Source organism: Chitinophaga filiformis (genome assembly GCF_021646545.1).
In the GTDB taxonomy this organism is placed as follows: Bacteria; Bacteroidota; Bacteroidia; order Chitinophagales; family Chitinophagaceae; genus Chitinophaga; species Chitinophaga filiformis_A.
Map to the genome: position 1 here is coordinate 588,953 of NZ_JAKIRP010000003.1, position 20,393 is coordinate 609,345.

Genomic DNA, 20,393 nt, shown 5'->3' on the forward strand with positions numbered 1-20,393 from the left:
GATTGTGTTATGCGTTCCCGGGGTTAAAACCCTGCGCTAAAAACACGGCAGCTCCTAATAGCGCTGATCTGCGTGGCCCTCCCCCTGGTTTTCAATTTGATCTCCTTTCCCTCCCCGGTTTTCAACTTGATCCATTAAATTCGCATTTCAATCCAATTTATGCTCGATAACTACGCCATCGCCGATAACTTCTCCCTGATTTCCAAACTAATGGATATCCAGGGGGATAACAGCTTTAAAGCTAAGTCCTTTTCCAGCGCAGCCTTTACCGTGGAAAAACTCCCTGTGCAATTACAGGTCACGCCGCCGGAAGAGATCTCTAAAATAAAAGGCATCGGCGATTCCATTGGCAAAGCTATCCAGGAAATGCTGACGACGGGAAAGTTTTCCGCCCTCGAATCATACCTGCTTAAAACACCTCCCGGCATCCTCGAAATGCTGAAAATAAAGGGACTGGGGCCTAAAAAGATCGCTACCATCTGGAAGGAACTCGAAGTGGAAACCCTCGGAGAACTGCTGTATGCCTGTAACGAAAACCGCCTGACCCTCCTGAAAGGATTCGGTCAGAAAACACAGGACGCTGTAAAACAAAGCATAGAATTCTACTTCAGTAACCAGGGCCGCTACCTCTATGCCCAGGCAGAAGCACTTGCACTGTCGCTGGAAAAAGAACTGCAACAAATACTGGCGCCTGCCGCCGTCTCACTCACAGGCCAGTTCCGCCGTACCGAAAATATTATTGATGAAATAGAACTGGTGGCTGCCCTCCCCGCTCCTGCCCTGCAGGAAAAACTGGGACAGCTTTCATCACTGACGCAGCTGACGGCTACGGAAGATGCGCTGTTGTGGCAACACGAACAACATATCAAAGTCAGGATATATCCCGCCGGTGCTGAAAATTTTGGTAAAACACTGTTCACCACCACTGCATCCGTTCCTTTCCGGGAATACTTTAATGCCATATACGATGTGAACAGTGCGCCTCAAAATGCCACTGAAGCTGATATCTTCAGCCTCGCCGGTATGGATTACATTGAGCCCTGTCTGCGCTATAGTGCAGCAACTATTGACCTGGCAATTAAAAAGCAACTGCCGGCACTGATCACACACAAGGATATTAAAGGCATTATCCACAGTCACAGTACCTGGAGCGATGGCGAACATACCCTGCAGCAAATGGCCGTGAAAGCAAAAGAACAGGGCTTTGAATACCTCGTTATCAGCGATCACTCCCGCTCTGCATTTTATGCCAATGGTCTCAGTATTGAAAGGATACAGGCACAACACGCAGAGATCGACGAACTGAATAAACAACTGGCGCCCTTCCGCATATTCAAGAGTATCGAAGCCGATATTCTGAATGACGGCAGCCTGGATTATCCGGATGAGATACTGGCCACATTTGACCTGGTTATTGCATCCGTTCACTCCAATCTGAAGATGAATGAAGAGAAAGCAATGGCGCGCTTGTTAAAAGCCATAGAAAATCCATATACCACTATTCTTGGACATATGACCGGGCGACTACTTCTGAGCCGCAACGGTTACCCGGTAAACCATCAGCAAATTATTGATGCCTGCGCTGCCAACAACGTCGTTATTGAGATCAATGCGCATCCACGCAGGCTGGATATCGACTGGGAATGGATCCCCTACGCCATGGATAAAAACGTATTGCTGTCTATCGACCCGGATGCACACAGCACAGACGGATTCCATGATATTTACTACGGCACATTGGCCGCACGTAAAGGCAGATTAACAGCTGCTCATAACCTGAGTAGCTTCAGCGCCGCAGAACTGGAGGCTTTCATCAGCCGGAAGAAAAAATAACGATAGTAAGAGTTGCCAACGTAAACAGCATACATGAAACTGATCTACATATACGACGCCCTTTGCGGGTGGTGTTATGGTTTTACACCTGTTATAGAGGAATTACTTCAGCGGTTCGAAAACGAAATGGAAGTTGAAGTCCTTTCCGGAGGGATGTTCCTCAGTGCCAATCACAGGCCGGCATCAGCTATGTACAACTATATCAGCCAGGCGCATAAACAGGTTGAGGCAGTAACCGGTGTTAAATTCGGACCGGCATTTCTGGAAGAATATCTGCACACAGACGATGTCATGGATTCAGAGAAACCCAGCATTGCACTCACTGTATTCAAACAATATCAGCCCGCTAATGCGCTGTCTTTTGCACACGATATGCAGCTGGCTTTAAACTATGATGGCAAGAGCCTGAATGACGATGATACCTATCGCCATTTATTGTCAAAATATCAGCTGCCTGTAGAAGAATTCCTGGCAAAAATGAAAGAAGATGCCAACAGGTATGATACTGTTCAGGAATTCAAACAAGTGGAACAATGGGGTATAACGAGCTTTCCGGCAGCAATCCTGGACGACGGTAAGGAGTACTTCCTCATCGCTAAAGGATATACGCCGATAGAACGCTTGCTGGAAGTAATAGAAAAAATAAAAGGAAAGGCATAACAATCACTGGATAAATTATGTATCAGATACGAACAGCTACCATCAGCGATATTCCACTCATACAGCAGCTTACAGACGAGATCTGGAGACCGACCTACAAGGACCTCATGGCACCGGAACAGCTCGAATATATGATAGGCATGATGTACAGCACAGCTTCACTGACCAGCCAGATGGAAGAAAAAAAACATGCGTTTCTCCTCTTGTACGATGAACAGCGGGCTATTGGGTTTGCATCATATAGTACTACCGACGAACCGGGCATTTACAAGCTGCAGAAGATATACCTGCATGGCGACTACCAGGGGAAAGGTGTAGGCAAATTCCTGCTTGAGGCCGTGATTGAACGCGTAAAAGCTGCGAATGCCACCAGTCTGGAACTGGATGTAAAAAGGGATAATAAGGCAAGGTTCTTTTACGAAAAACAGGGTTTTACCATCCTGAAAGAGAAAGATACGTATATCGGTAACGATTACTGGATGAGGGACTACGTCATGCGGAAACCGCTATAAAAAAATCCAGCCTGGTAAAAATACCAGGCTGTTTCCCAAGTTAACCATTAAAAGACACAACTTTTCTAATTAAAATTCTTCAGGTGTATCCGGAAAATATTCTTATCCCTCTTCACCTATCTATACATACATACGATAAATGTTTAAACATGGATTTTAGCCTCCGTCTTTTTCCTAAAAAGAAGGAAACCTACGCTAGCCCTTCATTATCAACAGAATATAAGGCCAAAAAAAATTCCCGCATTTGTTATGCGGGAATTTGCTAAATCAGTATGTGTTTTCGGTAATATAAGCTCATGAATTAGAAAACACGCGGCAGAATTTCGTGATCACTACTCCATCCGAAACGTAAATTCAGCATGAGCTCATGTGATACCGTCTGTGCTCCTTTCAGGTTGGATGACATCGGCGTATCGTAGGAATAACCGATCTGGAAATAAGGTCCTACCCTCACCTGTACCAGACCCGTCACCGTTTTCTCCGAACGCCAGGAAGCTCCCAGCCAAACTATCTCCTTTAGAAGTACACTTGTGTTGATATCATATTGAAAACCACTTCCTTTCGCCTGTCTCAGCAATATGGAAGGTTTTACCAGTACGTCGTCATTTACTCTTGCTGCATACGCAGCCTGCATATAATAGTGTGAAATTGTCTTCACTTTATTTACACTGTTGCCCAGATCAAAACTTTTGAAGGCGGGCGCAGATAAACCCAGGTAAAAATTCTCAGAAAAGAGGGCGAAGCCAAATCCCACCTGCGTTTTCCAATAACTCAGATTGGAAGCGAATGTAGGGTCGGTGGTGGTCAGTTCACTATTCTTTTCATTGTATTGCGACATCCCGGCCTGCAGTCCCATGGCAAGCTGCAAAGTTTCATTCAGCGATACCTTCTGTGCTGCCAGCAGGTTATAGTCGGTACGTGTCTGAACGGTGATCGATTCTCTCATGGCCGAGAAACCAATGCTGGTCCCTTTTTGATTCATCGGCGTATAAAACGACATGGTAGCTGTTTTAGGCGCACCATCCACTCCTACCCACTGGTTACGTCCTACTACTGTTAAACTGGCTGATTCATCCGTACTGGCATAAGCAGGATTGATGACAATTCCGTTCAGCATGTACTGGGAATAGATAGGACTCTGCTGAGCCTTCGCCGGTACATAACATGCAGCCGCTACAAGTAGATTTAAAAGGATTTTCGTCTTAGCAGTCATCGCTATCTTTTTATTACAATGAATCCAGTAGAACGTTTCTTATTACCATTGGCATCCGTAGTATGGATGATAAAGAAGTAAGAACCATCCGGAACATCCTGGCCTTTAGCACCACCGACATTACCCTTACCATTAAAGTTGTTCGTCTGGTTGTTATAATTCTTCGTTGTGAATACGGTACCGCCCCAACGGTTAAATACTGTCACTTCATTTTCCGGATATTTCTCTATGTTCTCGATCTGCATCGCATCATTACCCAATCCATCATTGTTTGGTGACATTGCCGGATGTACGCGCAGGTTACCGCCGTTATCATCCTTCCATCTGCCGTCTGTGATGAAGCGCTCTACATAGTCTGGTACACCATCACCATCCACATCACAATCCATACAGATCTGGATCAGACCAGTGGCAGCGATAATAGAATCGAGGGTTGGCGGATGCTGGTTAGATGATACGGTCGCTCTCAGCAATCGCATACCGAAGACCTTATCCTTCTCGACACTGTTCACTAATACCGGGATCTCAATTTCTGTTTCACCAGGTAATATCAATACAGGCGATACTGTATTATCATAGTCTTTTACTGGTGTTGCTGCCAGTGTATTAGCAGGGATCTCAGTTGGCGCCGGTGTATAGAACTCATAGTATACAGTGATGATACGTGAGCTGGCGCGATTCAAACGAAGCTTGAATGGTAATGGCTGGCCGATGGTATCGAACGCTACTTTCACTGCATAACGACTGTCAGTAAAGGTCAGTTTCAGTGAATCGTCGTCACCCACGGAATTGATCACTTCACTTGCCAGACCGGTATAATAAGGAGGCTTGGCGCTGAGCGGATCATAATCCTTTACTGCTGCTTTGATCCATCCATCATCATCACTCAGTTCATTGTCGTCTACTTTCACTTTAAAGCGCGCTTCCTGTTTACCTTTCGGAACCGTTACCTCAATGCTCTTACCGTTTACTGTACCACCTGAAAGTGTAAGTGTTCTGTAAATATCATTGGTAACATCGAGCGTTACAGGCAGATCTACTGTAATAGTCCTGCTCAATCTGATCACAAACTCAACTTCCTCTCCTTCTGTGATCTGGCTGGTAGCAGCAAACAGGTTTACTGTTGGCGTATCGATGTTATGGTTGTAAATGATCAGCGTAGCTACCGGGTTGTTGACAAATGTCCAGGTTACATTAGGCAATGCAGAACTAGCGTCTGTCAATGTAGATTGTACTGTTACATCTGGTCCTGCGTAGTGGATGCCGGCAGGTGATACTGGCACATACACCATGCTCTCTCCTTTCGGAATGATCGCATATCCAGGTAAGATATTGTAGTCAGTGCCCGGCGTTGCAGTACCTCCAAGGTTATAGATCACCTTCACATTGTCTGATGCCACCAGTGTTGAATCATTAAAGCGGATCCTGAATGCACCCGGAGTAGATGGCTGGGTCGCATCACTGATCCTTTCTATTAATATCTTACGGGCATCTGATTTTGGACCGGTAGTAGCATTTTCATCATCTACTACTGTTATCAACACAGGTGTAATATCCACCGTCATGTTGATAGGATTACCACCATTGTCTGCAACCGCGTTTGTGAGTGTTACTCTCAATGTCTGGTCACCCTGTAGTATCAGGTCATCCTTTATACGCACAGGTACGGTCACTTCCTGAGAGCCGGCCGGAATAACTACAGATGTTGGAAGCGGCTCGATATTGGTACCGCTATATATTGCCCTATAGCTTACGGTAACATCTGATGTGGAAATGATCGGCATTTTGATGATAAATGCACCATCTGTTGATGGTTCTGCAGCGTCGCTTACTTTCTCTACTGTCAGCGCCGCTCCTGCTATTTCCAGAATGTTCAGTGCCGGTACCGGTAAGAAGGTGAAGCCTGTCGAACTGGCGGCAAACTGCAGTATGGTAGTTCCTTCCAGTTTGTAGTTGTTCGGTACACTCAGGAAGTAGGTTACCTTATTGCTGTCTTTTGCGATGGTCACTGTTGTTGGCAGACCAACATAGTTAGTGATATCAGCAGTAGAAGAAGGATCCGGTGTAATGTTGATAGTGATAGGGATAGTTGTTATCACTGCTGGATCAGCAAACCCGATCGTTACTTTTGTTGCGCCACCACCTTTGGTAATGGCAGTAGAATCGAATGATATCTGGAGGCCCGCTTTAGTCGGGTCACTGATGGTAGCATCGTCTATATAAAGATCAAAAGTGTCAACTACTAAGTTTGGCATCAGCGTCGCACCACCGGTGAACTGTAACAGTTCCGGACTTTCAATGATCTTGTCTGCCGTTGGATTGATGGTGAAGTCTGCATAACCTACTGCCGGATTCAGTGTAAAACTGGTAGGCACTCCGGTATAGTCTGCAGACACTGCCTGTGATGCCGACGTTGCGTATACTGACAACATCACGGGTTTATATGGCGTCACTCCCGGAGGAAGGCTGGCACGCACTGTATATGGAACACCTTCTTTTACACGATCACCCTGGCTTGCTGGCTGCGGTGTGAAAGTGACCTTCAGGTTTGCGGGATCATTTGCAGTAACATCAATCATGTTGAGCGTTACTGAGTCTTTCGGATAACCTTCGGTTTCTACTATCACTACCAGCTTCTCATTATCATTCAGTATGTTATCCATGCTGGCCGCTACAGGCACCGGAATGGTAACGGAGTTACCACTCAGTGTAACTGTTTGTGGCAGACCGGTAAAGCCGGCAACAGCCTGGGAACTGAGTCCTCTTGTCAGGTTGATAGTCAAAGGAGTGGCAGGCACTGTACCTGATGGTAAAGTAATCGTAATGAATGCCCCTGCGCCGCCTTCAACGATATCTGTTATATCTGTAGTAACTTTTGGTCCGGAGATCTTTGTTTTATCCTTAATAACCACGGTAGCTGGTACTACTGTCAGACCGGTAATAGCCGGAGAAGTAGCTGTACCACCCAGTACCATGTTCTCATCTCCTTCTACCACAACATCTTCTGCAATTGTTACTGCTGTTGTTACACTGTTACCACTGGTCAATGTAAGCGGAGTGGTAGCTAAAGTATAATCATCTGCAGCAGCAGTAGATGGTGGTACAAGCGCTGGTGTAATGTCGATCGGTACTTCTGTTGTGAAACCGGCAGGCAGGCTGAAAGTAAAGCTGTAGCCCGTGCCGCCTTCATCCATTTCCGGATGACTGGATGTAACGGTGATCTGTTTATTTGCAGGATCATCTCCGGTACCATCCTGGATCAATCCACTGAAACCGCTTACCGTCAGGCCTGGGATAGTAGTAGCCACACCTGTGAGGGTAACTGCTTCATCTGCTTCAAAGATCTTATCGCTGACAGCAGTGAACCCGCCGGTTATAGTAAATGTATTCAGACCGGCTGGCAGTGTGATAGTAGCCGGAACGTTATAATCTGTAGTTGCAGCTGCTGAGGAAGCGTCGTGTGATAAAGTGATAACGATCGGATCCTGTGCGGTAACTGTTGTATTTACAAAACTGATCCTGATACCGCTGTTGCTACCTTCTTTTAAAGTTGGCGTCACCAGTTCGATCTTCATATCCTTGTTACCTGGCACATCTCCTGTAGCATCCTGGATGGTGATCAGGGAAGAGTCTGTGGTGAATCCGTTAGGTTGGGTTACGATCCACAGGCTTTCGTCAGCTTCCAGTACGTTATCCGCCTGGGCGATCACTTTAGCCGGGAAGGATACGGAGTTCTGTCCTTTTTTTATCACTACGCTGGTTGGCAATGTTGTTGCCAGATCAGCATCATTTGCTTGTGAGCTTAGACCTTTTGATATAACTACCGGAATATCATACAATGCTGTAACACCCGGTGGTAATGATACTGTTACAGTTGCACCGGCATCTCCTTCTTTAATAGTTGATGGCGTAGCTGTCAGGATCACTTTGTTGGAACTGTCGGCATCCACGTCTCTGATAGTTATCTGCGGACCGGTATAATTATATACACGGCCTGCGCCTACATCATCTATCGCTACCAGATCCAGGTCGAAATATTCAGGTGTAGCGCTCTCTATCAGTTTATCTGCGAAGACGGTAAAAGGCACTTTCGTAACTGTAGTACCTGGCGTTATTTTGAACTCCAGACCGGAATAATAGTTCAGGTCAAAGTCTACCTGGTCTTCCGCAGTAGCATTGTCCCAATCCACATAGATGTCCTGCAGGGTGATGGTGACTTCTGTAGTTACTCCCGGAGGCAGGTGCAGACCAAGGAAACCGCTATACCCTTCAGGAACAGGTCGTGCTGCATCAGGAGAGATACAGTCGGCCTGGATCTGTGAGTAAGCAGGATTCAGGAAGGTACTGTCTTTGATCTGTATGTCTTTCTGGCTGGCAACGCCGATACCTAAGATGGTACCCTGGAATTTCAGGGACAGGTTCTCTGTGTTTTCCAGCACTCTGTCTGCTTTCGCGCTGAAAGTGAATACAGGTGTACCTGTCTGGTTAGCAGGTATTACCACATTAGCAGGTACTACGTAGTCAGTATCGCCAGCGGTAGATGTTCCGACGCGGGAAAAAGTGATCACGATATCTTCCGGACAGGTAATACCAATTGGCATGGTGATCCTTGCCTTGGAAGAATTTCCTTCAAACAGGGACGTACTGTCAATATTCATTGTCAGCGTTCTCGGCTCATCATCGACAATGGTATAATCCACTTCGGAAGTTCCGGAGATCCCTAACAGGGAAGTACAGGTACTTACCAGTTTAAGACGAAGGGTACGGCTATATTGTAGCTGGTCATTTCCAATTACATGCAGATTAGGAATAGTCACGTTTTTAGGCGTGGTATAGTCGCCTGCAGGTACAAGGAAAGCTTCCTCTGTGAGAGTAAAATCTGTTCCAGGTACAGCGGGATGTGAATAGTTGGCAGCATATGCCGCATCGTATTTTACCAGTACGTAGGCAGGTGCATTCAGCTTGCCTCCGGATACGGTGAGGGTAAGGCCCTGTGCCGCCTTTTCGCCGTCGGATGTATTTCCTTCATTACCTGATAAGGTGCCGTTGGAGAATTTGATATTCACGGCCGCAAATCCGGGAACAGGGATAGTATCTTTCATCGCCGCGATGGTGTCGAACTCTGTCATGCTCGTTCCATATCCGGAAAGAAGGCGATATGTTTTAAAGTTCATCGGGTCAGGATCGAGCGATCCGTCACGGAACACGGAGCCTAACTGTTTCATGATACCCATGGAACGGGCGTTGCCGTCAATACCGCCGGCAACAGTATTATAAGGGAAGTAACCGGCGTCATTTATATAGAAACGGTGACCGGGAAGGGAAACCTCCCAGGAATCGAACTTCCTCAGTGAGCGGTATACGTGGCTTCTGGGCGCTTCGGGAGTGAGGGCGCAGCTGGCATCACGATACACGCCGACGGTAGTACCATCAGGGCTTATGAAGCCGTAAGAACAGGTACTGGCAGCATCAGGATCATCGCCCGCGGCAGCACCCATTACTACCTGCTCTGACTGATACAGCAGTGCTTTCGTGAAGCCGCTGGTCTGTGGCAGGTGTAATACATAGTCCATGAAGAAATAATTGGTATTCTTCACGTAAGACACGATGATAGTTACCGTACCGGTTTGTCCGGTAGGATAGTTTTTATATTTATCGAGGATGGTGCCTACGATATGTACCTTGTAAGGATCCCAGTATTCGCCGCTACCTGATATGGGAGAAATGTAACAAACAGCAGGACTTTTCAGGTTTGGGGGAACCAGATAAGAGCTGTTCTTAAAATCTAAAAAAGCTCTCATACCCTGAGAGCTGTCTGTTCTGATATAACTTTCTAACAATCCTTTCCGCGTGACCTTGATTCCACCGTCACTGAGTATCTCGATCTTCAGGTCATTAGACGCAGGAGTACCACCGGAAGGATTGATCACAGCTTTAACAGTCTGCGCATTGAGCTCACTGCACATCAGCAGCAATAACAAAGGCAGCACGATCCTGCAAATGGCATTCGGCAATTTACGCAACGCTGCAATGGAACTGCGTTTCATAGGATTGGGAAGCTTGAACATAGTAATCTGTGTAAAGTTGTAATAATCCATCAAATACTTTAAAAAAAGTCACTGCTCAATAAAGATGGTTAGCCTGCGCACTGTGATGTGCCGGATTTTTTTGGTAGTTCGCATCAAACAATTCACCACCCCCATTTCTGGGAACCACCTACAGTATTACCTTATAAAACAAAAGACAATACATATATATAAGATACAAACATATTTACTTTTTCATACTTATACAAACAATTTTATATATTCTGTGGATATATGGCATGTCCGAATGTGGATAAGTACTATGAAGTACTAATGCTCAATAAATTATAAATCCACATTTATAGTGGAAAAAATTATTATACTTATGCTAAAACGGTGTCACAACATATTTTTAGCAGTCTTGTGAGGTCAAGCGGGTTATAAAAGTGCTATTGTTCTGTTTGGCTAAATAAAAAAAGAACAAATGCATAGTTTAAACCCATAAAATAACGGTAGATTTGCACAAAACAAGAAATAATGTCTACAATTGCTAATTCTAACATTGACTTTACCCTTGCTTACAAGGTAAAAGATATGTCTCTGGCCGAGTGGGGACGTAAAGAAATTGAACTTGCAGAAGCCGAAATGCCGGGTTTGATGTCCCTGAGGGAAGAGTACGGCAATTCCAAGCCTTTACAGGGCGCGCGTATTGCCGGATGTCTGCACATGACCATCCAGACCGCCGTACTGATAGAAACCCTGGTTCACCTAGGTGCTGAGGTTCGCTGGAGCTCCTGCAACATCTTCTCTACCCAGGATCACGCCGCTGCTGCCATCGCTGCTGCAGGTGTACCTGTATTTGCCTGGAAAGGCCTGAATGAAAAAGAATTTGACTGGTGTATTGAACAGACCCTGTTCTTCGGCAGCCAGGACCGTCCGTTGAACATGATCCTGGACGATGGTGGCGACCTGACCAACATGGTATTTGATAAATATCCTGAGCTGATCCAACACGCGAAAGGTCTGAGTGAAGAAACCACTACCGGCGTTCACCGTCTGTATGAGCGTATGCAGCATGGTACTCTGCCTATTCCTGCTATCAATATCAACGACTCCGTTACCAAATCCAAATTTGATAACAAATATGGTTGCCGCGAATCCTGTGTAGACGCTATCCGTCGTGCTACAGACGTGATGATCGCCGGTAAAGTTGCCGTTGTTGCCGGTTTCGGTGACGTAGGTAAAGGTTCCGCAGAATCTCTGAGAGGTGCTGGCGCCCGTGTGATCGTTACAGAGATCGATCCTATCTGCGCGCTGCAGGCTGCTATGGAAGGTTATGAAGTGAAGAAAATGAGCGATGCTGTGAAAGAAGCTGATATCATCGTAACCACTACCGGTTGCCGCGATATCATCACTGCTGAACACTTCAAACTGATGAAAGACAAGTGTATCGTATCCAACATCGGTCACTTCGATATCGAAATTGATGTTGCCTGGTTGAACAAGAACTATGGTAATACTAAAGTTGAGATCAAACCTCAGGTAGATAAATATACTATCGACGGTAAAGACATCATCCTGCTGGCTGAAGGCCGCCTGGTGAACCTGGGTTGCGCTACCGGTCACCCATCATTCGTGATGAGTAACTCCTTCACCAACCAGGTACTGGCGCAGCTGGAACTGTGGCAGCATACAGACAAATACGAAAACAAAGTTTACGTACTGCCTAAACACCTGGATGAGAAAGTTGCCCGTCTGCACCTGAAGAAGATCGGTGTGGAACTGGATGTGCTGACTCCTGCACAATCAGCATACCTGAACATCCCTGCTGAAGGTCCGTTCAAACCAGATTACTACAGATACTAATCTGATTAATCACTATATTAGCAATAGCCCATAACTGTGATAGTTATGGGCTATTTACTTTTAAGTTATTCCCCTCTTCATTTACTATCCACGTAATTCCACTAATTTTGTATTATGACCAAGCTAAGCGTAAACATCAACAAATTTGCCACTCTCCGCAATGCGCGTGGTGGTAATATGCCGGATATATTAAAAGTAGCGCAGGACTGCGAGCGTTTCGGCGCAGACGGTATCACCGTACATCCGAGACCGGATGAACGGCATATCCGCTACCAGGACGTAAGAGATCTGAAGCCGCTGGTGAAAACGGAATTCAACATTGAAGGATATCCTTCAAAAGACTTTATGGATCTTGTGCTCTCTGTAAAGCCTCATCAGGCAACGCTGGTACCGGATCCTCCTGATGCTATCACTTCCAATACCGGCTGGGATACTGTTAAGAACCAGTCTTTTCTCCGGGAGGTTATTGGTACATTAAAAGCAGCGGGTATCCGTGTGTCTATATTCCTGAATGCTGAAGTAGATAAAGTAGAGCCGGCGAAGACTGCTGGTGCAGATCGTATTGAGCTTTATACCGGTCCTTATGCGGAAGAGTATGAGCGTGCACGTACACAGCCACAGAATCTTCAGCTGTTCAATGACTATAAAAATACTGCACGTGCTGCTACGGCTATTGGTTTAGATCTTAATGCGGGTCATGATCTTAATCTTGATAACTTACGGTTCTTTAAGCTGCATATTCCTCAGCTGAAAGAAGTGTCTATAGGGCATGCGCTGGTGTGTGATGCGCTTTATTTCGGATTGGAGAATACGATACAGTTGTATAAGAGACAGTTGGAAGAGTAGCTGTTGTTGATATACTTTTTTGCGGGATTACAGATGCGTTCTGTAGTCCCGTTTTTTTTGGTGTTTTGTTGGTGTTTGGTTGGCGTTTGCTGATGTTTCTCGCGGTTTCAGGAAGGGGGCCCGGTCGGCGCCTCTCTGGACGCCGATTGGGCGTTGTCAATCGAATGGGATTTGGAAGATGAATTGGGCAGCACTGGTCGTGTCGCCGGAGAGCCGAAGGCCCGGTCCTCCCTCCTGAAACCGTTCGTACCTCCAGGCTCCCTATTAGGGGTAGGCTGATGGCAGATATTGGCGGTGGGCTTAGTATCTCCATTCCTTTAATGGCAGATTGATGCCCAATTGATTCAAGGCCTCACTGCGTTGATACCAGGAGCGTGTATATCTTAATTGCAGCTTGCGGGTGATAATGCCAAGTCCTCCGGAGATGCCACTCATACCCTTTTGCTGCGGTAAACCTAGTTCCTGTCTGCGGAGATGATTGTAGGATGCTGTCAGTTCTATATAACGGCCTATCTCCCATTGCGCAGCGAGTATAAAATGCCGGAAGATTTTGTCTGCGGTGTTGCCATTGCCAGTCGTGTCACCGTCGGAGATAATGTTACCTTCCTGGAAGTCAGGATCGGCATAACGGACATCAAACTGGTGTACGTGGTGTATAGTAGCAGAGAATTGCAGGGGAAGATTCTCCAGCTTTTTTGAGATACCAATCTGCAGATCGAAGGGTAAAGGTTCCTGGTTGTCTTTTGTATAAGTCTTTAGCTGTGTTCCCATGTTACGTACTACCAGACCGGCCTGCCAGTGATGGGCGGTGTCCTGGTAATTCAGGCCAAAGTGAAATGCTAATCCGGACGCACGGTATTGCAGATAGGACGATTGAACATACTGGATACTGATGCCGTAGTACCACCGCTCCAGGTATCTGCGGGAAGCTGTTAGCTGAAAGGCGATGTCCCGCGGCTTGAAACTTCCCAGAACGTTACCGGCTGCATCAGTCTGGGTGACGCTGCCATAATCAATGTATTGTACACTGCCGGCAAGCGTAGTACCATACCTTTCGAGGTGGTAGCCAAACATGGCGTGGGCATACTGCACACCGGCGAAATAATTGGTGTAATTCATCTGCAAATGCTGGTGCATATTCTCCCTTAACAAGGCTGGGTTCAGCGCAGATAAAGCAATATCATTATTCTGTAAGCTGACGTTGGAGCCGCCCAGAGCAGCTATTTGCGGGGAAACGGGCAGATCAAGGAAGGAGAATACGCTCTTTCCTCCCAGTACCTGGGCACTGGCGGTTGACATAGAAAGGCAGAGGTATGGGAGCGCAATCAGCAGCGCAATGATGTTTTTCCTCATAAAGAGGCATAAAACTAAATAATAATAGGTTATAAAACACTAAAGTAAGCCGGTTATCAGGCGGAGAGGTTATTGGAAACAGACTTTGTCGCCTTTCAATGTATTCAGTGTGTTTAGGTGCCTTTAGGGTCTTAGTAATCTTTAAGGGTCTGCAGGAGTTTACTTCCGGCATCCTGACTTTTCATCTGACTTTGAGGAGGGCCCTGGGTTTTGATCTTACATGGGGCTCCGTAAACAACGTAATCATTTGATTATAAACAGGAATGCCATACGCTTTGCATATGGCATTCCCAAACCCTTAAAACAATCAACATTAGTATCCATTGCCAGCCACAACTGTTAAAAAAGGCTGGCAGGGAAATGTTACTTCTTTAATAACGCTATATCGATCACTTGGTTCATTTCTTTTACAAAATGGAACTTTAATCCTTTGATATAGTCGGGATTTATCTCTTTGATATCCTTTTCGTTCTGCCAGCAGAGGATAATTTCCTTAATACCTGCTCTTTTGGCAGCCAGGATCTTTTCCTTGATACCTCCTACTGGCAATACCTGTCCGCGGAGGGTGATCTCACCTGTCATAGCCAGGTATGACTTCACCTTTCTGCCTGTAAATGCAGACGTTAAGGCTGTCAGCATCGTGATACCGGCGCTTGGCCCGTCTTTCGGTACTGCTCCTTCCGGAACGTGTACATGGACATTGCGCTGGCTGAACAGTTTAGGATCGATCTTGAATTCCCTGGCGTGTGCATGCAGGTAACTCAGTGCGGTACTCACGGATTCCTTCATCACGTTACCCAGGTTACCGGTCAGCTTCAGCTCACCTTTACCTTCACTGAGGCTGGTCTCAATGAAGAGGATGTCCCCTCCTACGTAGGTCCAGGCCAGTCCTACTGCTACACCTGCCGGGTTGCCCACCTTGTAGATCTCATTGGAGTACCGGGACTTACCCAGTATTTCCTCGATATGCTCTTCTGTCAGGCTTTCAGGTATTTCCTCTTCCAGCGCCACGTCTTTGGCAATGGAACGCATGATAGAGGCAAACTGCCTGTCCAGTTCTCGCACACCGCTTTCACGGGTATAATCCTGGATCACTCTTTCGATGATATTGTTGCTGATACGCATTTTCAGCGCTTTCAGACCGTGTGCATCCTTCTGTTTAGGGATCAGGTGACGTTTGGCTATCTCCACTTTTTCTTCTATGGAATAACCACTTAAATCTATGATCTCCAGCCTGTCGCGAAGAGCAGGGCTGATAGCGTTAATATTATTCGCGGTAGCGATAAATAACACCTTGCTCAGGTCATATTCCAGCTCCAGGTAGTTGTCGTAGAAAGTGCCGTTCTGTTCCGGATCCAGTACTTCCAGCATAGCAGAACTTGGATCGCCGCGGTGGTCATTACCGATCTTGTCGATCTCGTCGAGGATCATAACAGGATTGGAAGTTTTCACCTTGCGGATGGATTGTAATACACGACCTGGCATAGCGCCGATATATGTTTTACGATGCCCCCTGATCTCACTTTCATCATGAAGACCACCAAGGCTCAGTCGTACGTACTTACGGCCAATGGCGCTGGCGATAGAACGGCCCAGGGACGTTTTACCGATACCCGGAGGACCTACAAAACAGAGGATCGGAGACTTCATGTCGCCTTTCAGTTTGAGAACGGCCAGGTATTCGAGAATACGTTCCTTGATCTTGTCCATACCATAATGGTCATTGTCCAGGATCTTTTTCGCCTTTTTCAGGTCGTAGCTGTCTTCGGTATATTCTTTCCAGGGCAGATCCAGCATCAGGTCCAGGTGGTTGTACACTACGGAGTAATCCGGCGTGCTGGGGTGCATACGTTCCAGCTTTTCAATGCCTTTACGGAATAAGTCGGCAGCGGCTTCTGTCCACTGTTTCTTTTCCGCCTTGCGCTGCAATTCCTTTACCTCACGGTCATTAGAATCGCCTCCCAGCTCTTCCTTGATGGACTTGAGCTGCTGTTGGAGGAAGTATTCCCGCTGTTGTTTGTCAAGATCTGCCTTGGTTTTGTTGGTGATCTTATTTTTCAGCTCTGCCAGCTGCAGTTCTACCTGCAATAATTTCAGGAGCAATTCTGCACGAGTGCGCAGGTTGTTGATCTCGAGCAGTTGCTGTTTATCTTTCAGGTCACAGTTCAGATTGGAAGACACGAAGTGTACCAGGAAGGATTCATTTTCAATGTTCTTCAGGATGATACTGGCTTCGGATGGCAGGTTGGGCGATAGCTGGATGATCTGCCCTGCCAGGTCTTTAATGGAAGAAATGTAGGCGTCAAATTCCGGATCATCTGTCACTATTTCATCCTGCAGCAGTTCGATACGGGCTTTGAAGTAAGGATCTTCTGCTACTATTTCACTGATCTTAAAACGTTTTCGTCCCTGTATAATGATTGTGGTGCCGCCATCCGGCATTTTAATGAGCTTAACGATACGGGCCACAGTACCTACATCGGTAAGATCGACCAGGTTGGGATCTTCTATGGTACTGTCTTTTTGTGCTACAACCCCTATCAGTTTGTCTGCCTTATAGGCATCATTTACTGCCTTTATGGATTTATCTCTGCCAACAGTAATTGGCAGTACCACTCCAGGGAAAAGTACAGTATTTCTTAGCGGTAATAATGCCAGTTCTTCAGGTATCTTCTCGTCCTCCAGGCCATCATTCTCTTCATTCAAAGGGATAATCGGCATGAACTCCATCTCTTCTTCCGAGTTTGCAAAATAGAATCTATTCATCTGCGTAGTTTAATCGGGAAAGTGGCCAAATTGTCAGCCTGCGGCCTTCTTTCCATTCATTTTTATAAGCATAGGTATATTGTCAAGTATAATGCCACGAAAAGATAATGATATTAAAAAAGTCGCCCCGTTTTATAACGAGGCGACTCTTCAATATTATTTAAGCTGCTTTTACAAAGTCACACCTACACCCAGCTGAATGCTCTGGTTTTTCCAGTTGCCTCTGTCGGTAACAGTACTTATACCTTTTACGTCGGTGAAGCCAATGATGTAACGTGCACTGATATTGATGATTGGCAGCTGCAGCCATAAACCGGCCACACCAGATACGTCACCACCCTTAAAGGCATCATCAGCACCTTTGAATACATTCTTGTCGCTCACCAGGGCGCTGAACTGAGGACCTACCTGCAGTTTAACACGCGGGCTACCCAAAGAGATATTCGCCAGCAGCGGGATGCTCAGATAGTTCAGTTTTATCTTTTTGTCGTTGTTTGCAGGATCGTTCAGGTTTTCAGGATCAACGACCTCGCCGAAATTACTTGTAGTTTTTACTGTGCTGGAAGAAAAGATCAATTCACCCTGTACACCAAAGGCTTTTGTCAGGTTAACCTGTGCAAAACCACCCAGGTGATATCCCAGATTGAAGCCATCTTTGTAACCCTGACCGTCCAGTTTACCCAGATTAGCACCTCCTTTAAGACCGAATCTTAAGAATTTGGTCTGAGCATTTGCGGTAGAAACGGCAGTCACACTGAGTACTGCGATCGCGAGAAACAGTTTTTTCATAATAGTTGTTTTTTAAACAGAAGAGGATGATTTTATTGATTGATTTAAAGGTTTTTCTGGTCTGATTAATATAACGTTCCTCACAAAGCATACCCCTATCCTGACAGATAGCAAAATGCGTGCTACAATTATTAACAATTAGCAATGTGTGGATAACAAAATACAAAAAACAGTAACGTGAGAGTAAAAATGCTAAATAGGATCACTTAAAAGTATACCCTAACCTGGCCGTAAAATAGCCGGTGAGTTGTTTTTCTTCTCCCTGGAAAGGTTTGAAAATAGTATAGGAGGGTGAGATCGTGAAGTTGCCGATCATGTAAGATGCATTGACGGTAAGGTCAATTGCCCGCATTTCAAAACCGGTGGCGGTCTTGCTGCTCAGAAACGACCGCTGGATATCTTCCGGTGGCGGGGTATCGCTCCATTCCCAATGTAATTTCGGAGAGCGGGAAAGATACTGGAACGACTTAAGATTGCTGTAATAATTGGCAGTTCCCATCGTCAGCCCGACAGACGGCGTCAATAAAATGGCGTCATCATTCTTTAAAACGTCGATAAAGATGAACGGGTGACGTACTGCTGTAACGATATTGAAATCTTTTCCGGAAATGTTCCGGTTCAATCGGCCTCCAGCAATCCTCTCTTGTGTGCTGCCCCAACCCAGGTCCAGGCTGATGCCGGGTTGCAACCACCAGTCCCTGTAATAGAAGTAAGCAAACAATTCATTGTTGATAGGTGTAACCGGAATATCAACGGAATCGGTGAAGAGATATCTGGTATAGGAAATACCTGTCAGGAATTTCCTGTTCTTTGAATAGTCATATCCTACCGAAAGGTCCCATTCGAACCAGGGTTTGCCGATTGCCTGAAAAAGGTAATAGCTGCTGGCGCTGGCGTATAATCCTGTTTTATGGAAGTAGGAGACCGTTGGGGAAAGGAAAGGTTTCATGACTATCGGCGTCTCATATGTCTGTGTTTTTTTGCCATAGGCAGGGCTATTGCCATACCCTACACCAAGGATCAACTCACTTTTCTCCCTCTTTTTCAGCAGGGAATCCAGTTGTCGTTCCAACTCGGCAAGGGACTGGCCCATGACAGCCTTACTACATAACAGAAATAAGAATAGAAAGCAGCAGCGCATGCACGGAGCATTTTACAGCTGCAAGATAGGGTAAATAGCCGATAGACTATAGCCGTTTATCGGTGGATGAGGACGGAATGTCGTTGACTGCGAAACTGGAGCCGACAAGTTATGTCAGCTCTATGACAGTAATTTCCGGCAGAATGCCTACACGGCCGGGATAACCCAGGAAACCGAAGCCTCTGTTCACGTACAGGCGCTGGTCGCCCTCTTTATAAAGACCGGCCCATTCCTTATAGATAAAGCGGGCGGGACTCCATTTGAAGCCGGGGATCTCCACACCGAACTGCATGCCATGGGTATGGCCTGCCAGCATCAGGTCAATATCAGGATATTCTGTTCTCACCTGGGCATCCCAGTGGGTGGGGTCGTGCGACATCAGGATCTTGAATGGCAGGTGAGCAGCGCCGGTGTATGCCTTCTTCATATCACCGTATTTAGGGAAGCGGCTCATGGCGCTCCAGTTCTCAATTCCCAGTAAACCAATCTGTTGTCCGCCACGCTCCAGGGTAACATGTTCATTCATCAACAATTTCCAGCCCAGTTCCCCATGCACTGCTTTCAGTCTTTCCAGGTTCTGGTTGCGCAGGGCACTAAAGCCATTAGCATCCCTATCGGGCCAGGCGTAATAATCACCGTAATCATGGTTGCCCAAGGTCGAATACACGCCCATAGGCGCCTTCACCTGGCTGAAAACCTCCATGAGGCTATCCATTTCGGTGGCCCGGTCATTCACCAGGTCGCCGGTAAAGAGCACGATGTCAGCCTTTTGTGCATTAATGAGCTCCACTCCTTTTACCACTGCCTCTTTGTTTGTCAGGCTACCGGAGTGAATATCAGATATTTGTACGATTCTAAGTCCTTTGAAAGCGGGAGGCAGGTTTTTGAAAGCGAGTTTCATCTTATGCACCCGGTAATTGTATTTATTAGAGAGACCATATACAAGCGTGGCAAACATACCGCCTCCCAGTACTAATGCCATCTGGGAAAGGAATTTTGACCGGGAGATGGCATTGGCAGCCACGGCCTCCCCTCCGCCGGAAGAAAACCTGGCGATAATCCACTGGATACCGCGCCGGGCATCATCAAGCAGGAGAAATACTGCCGCCAGCACCTTTGCGAAAACCAGTCCGAATATGATAGTAAGTACATAGGAACGGGCATTGACAGGCCATTCCTGCCAGTTCAGGTAAGGTAAGAGGGCGATCGTCACTATTACCAGGGCTGATAGTCCCCAGTAGCCCCCAAATACAAAGCTGCGCACTCTTGCTGATGAACCATTAAAAATGGCCTTAATGGCCATGAAAACATAAAGATCGAGTAGTAATAGTATGATTAACAGTACTATCGTGTTGAATCCAGAACGCATGTAGAGAATTTGTCCTTAC

The 20,393-nt window shown here is 46.4% G+C and carries 12 protein-coding genes; 5 read left to right on the forward strand and 7 right to left on the reverse strand.

Annotated features, from left to right (window positions below):
* Positions 1-159: 159 nt before the first annotated feature.
* From L3C95_RS11895 to L3C95_RS11905, 3 genes are read left to right on the forward strand one after another with little or no spacing between them, the layout of a single operon-like run.
* Positions 160-1,833 (forward strand): DNA polymerase/3'-5' exonuclease PolX, encoded by a 1,674-nt coding sequence (locus L3C95_RS11895; RefSeq protein ID WP_236387308.1) that lies wholly within the window; start codon positions 160-162, stop codon positions 1,831-1,833.
* 33 nt (positions 1,834-1,866) lie between these two features.
* The gene (locus L3C95_RS11900) at positions 1,867-2,493 is read left to right on the forward strand and encodes a DsbA family protein (RefSeq protein WP_236387311.1); all 627 of its coding nucleotides are present in this window, start codon (positions 1,867-1,869) and stop codon (positions 2,491-2,493) included.
* A 17-nt stretch (positions 2,494-2,510) separates the two neighbouring features.
* Entirely contained in the window at positions 2,511-3,005 is a 495-nt protein-coding gene (locus L3C95_RS11905) for a GNAT family N-acetyltransferase (RefSeq protein WP_236387313.1), read from the forward strand.
* A 301-nt stretch (positions 3,006-3,306) separates the two neighbouring features.
* On the opposite strand, the gene L3C95_RS11910 is transcribed toward L3C95_RS11905, so the two are convergent.
* Complete coding sequence (locus L3C95_RS11910) at positions 3,307-4,218, reverse strand: type IX secretion system membrane protein PorP/SprF (RefSeq protein WP_236387315.1); 912 nt, start codon at positions 4,216-4,218, stop codon at positions 3,307-3,309.
* A 2-nt stretch (positions 4,219-4,220) separates the two neighbouring features.
* Entirely contained in the window at positions 4,221-10,265 is a 6,045-nt protein-coding gene (locus L3C95_RS11915; RefSeq protein ID WP_236387317.1) for a gliding motility-associated C-terminal domain-containing protein, read from the reverse strand.
* Between the two features lie 516 nt (positions 10,266-10,781).
* Between L3C95_RS11915 and ahcY the strand changes: the two genes are divergently transcribed.
* Both ahcY and L3C95_RS11925 read left to right on the forward strand, forming a co-directional pair.
* On the forward strand, positions 10,782-12,110 hold the full coding sequence (ahcY, locus tag L3C95_RS11920; RefSeq protein ID WP_236387319.1) for an adenosylhomocysteinase: 1,329 nt from the start codon (positions 10,782-10,784) through the stop codon (positions 12,108-12,110).
* Positions 12,111-12,224: 114 nt separating this feature from the next.
* Positions 12,225-12,956, forward strand: a complete 732-nt coding sequence (locus tag L3C95_RS11925) for a pyridoxine 5'-phosphate synthase (RefSeq protein ID WP_236387321.1) — start codon at positions 12,225-12,227, stop codon at positions 12,954-12,956.
* Between the two features lie 300 nt (positions 12,957-13,256).
* On the opposite strand, the gene porQ is transcribed toward L3C95_RS11925, so the two are convergent.
* From porQ to L3C95_RS11950, 5 genes are all read right to left on the reverse strand, one after another.
* The gene (gene porQ / locus L3C95_RS11930; RefSeq protein WP_236387323.1) at positions 13,257-14,309 is read right to left on the reverse strand and encodes a type IX secretion system protein PorQ; all 1,053 of its coding nucleotides are present in this window, start codon (positions 14,307-14,309) and stop codon (positions 13,257-13,259) included.
* Between the two features lie 363 nt (positions 14,310-14,672).
* A complete protein-coding gene (gene lon, locus L3C95_RS11935; protein WP_236387326.1) occupies positions 14,673-17,075 on the reverse strand; it encodes an endopeptidase La in 2,403 nt (800 codons plus the stop codon).
* A gap of 171 nt (positions 17,076-17,246) precedes the next feature.
* Complete coding sequence (locus L3C95_RS11940; protein ID WP_236387328.1) at positions 17,247-17,864, reverse strand: porin family protein; 618 nt, start codon at positions 17,862-17,864, stop codon at positions 17,247-17,249.
* A 202-nt stretch (positions 17,865-18,066) separates the two neighbouring features.
* Entirely contained in the window at positions 18,067-18,957 is an 891-nt protein-coding gene (locus tag L3C95_RS11945) for a hypothetical protein (protein WP_236387330.1), read from the reverse strand.
* Between the two features lie 157 nt (positions 18,958-19,114).
* Positions 19,115-20,374 carry a metallophosphoesterase gene (locus L3C95_RS11950; protein WP_236387332.1) on the reverse strand — a complete coding sequence of 420 codons (1,260 nt, stop codon included), beginning with the start codon at positions 20,372-20,374 and terminating at the stop codon, positions 19,115-19,117.
* Positions 20,375-20,393 lie beyond the last annotated feature (19 nt).

Coding starts and splice junctions, on each gene's coding strand:
- L3C95_RS11925 (WP_236387321.1), top strand. CDS start 12,225: ATGACCAAGCTAAGCGTAAACATCAACAAATTTGCCACTCTCCGCAAT.
- lon (WP_236387326.1), bottom strand. CDS start 17,075: ATGAATAGATTCTATTTTGCAAACTCGGAAGAAGAGATGGAGTTCATG.
- L3C95_RS11910 (WP_236387315.1), bottom strand. CDS start 4,218: ATGACTGCTAAGACGAAAATCCTTTTAAATCTACTTGTAGCGGCTGCA.
- L3C95_RS11905 (WP_236387313.1), top strand. CDS start 2,511: ATGTATCAGATACGAACAGCTACCATCAGCGATATTCCACTCATACAG.
- L3C95_RS11940 (WP_236387328.1), bottom strand. CDS start 17,864: ATGAAAAAACTGTTTCTCGCGATCGCAGTACTCAGTGTGACTGCCGTT.
- L3C95_RS11945 (WP_236387330.1), bottom strand. CDS start 18,957: ATGGGCCAGTCCCTTGCCGAGTTGGAACGACAACTGGATTCCCTGCTG.
- L3C95_RS11915 (WP_236387317.1), bottom strand. CDS start 10,265: ATGAAACGCAGTTCCATTGCAGCGTTGCGTAAATTGCCGAATGCCATT.
- porQ (WP_236387323.1), bottom strand. CDS start 14,309: ATGAGGAAAAACATCATTGCGCTGCTGATTGCGCTCCCATACCTCTGC.
- L3C95_RS11900 (WP_236387311.1), top strand. CDS start 1,867: ATGAAACTGATCTACATATACGACGCCCTTTGCGGGTGGTGTTATGGT.
- L3C95_RS11950 (WP_236387332.1), bottom strand. CDS start 20,374: ATGCGTTCTGGATTCAACACGATAGTACTGTTAATCATACTATTACTA.
- L3C95_RS11895 (WP_236387308.1), top strand. CDS start 160: ATGCTCGATAACTACGCCATCGCCGATAACTTCTCCCTGATTTCCAAA.
- ahcY (WP_236387319.1), top strand. CDS start 10,782: ATGTCTACAATTGCTAATTCTAACATTGACTTTACCCTTGCTTACAAG.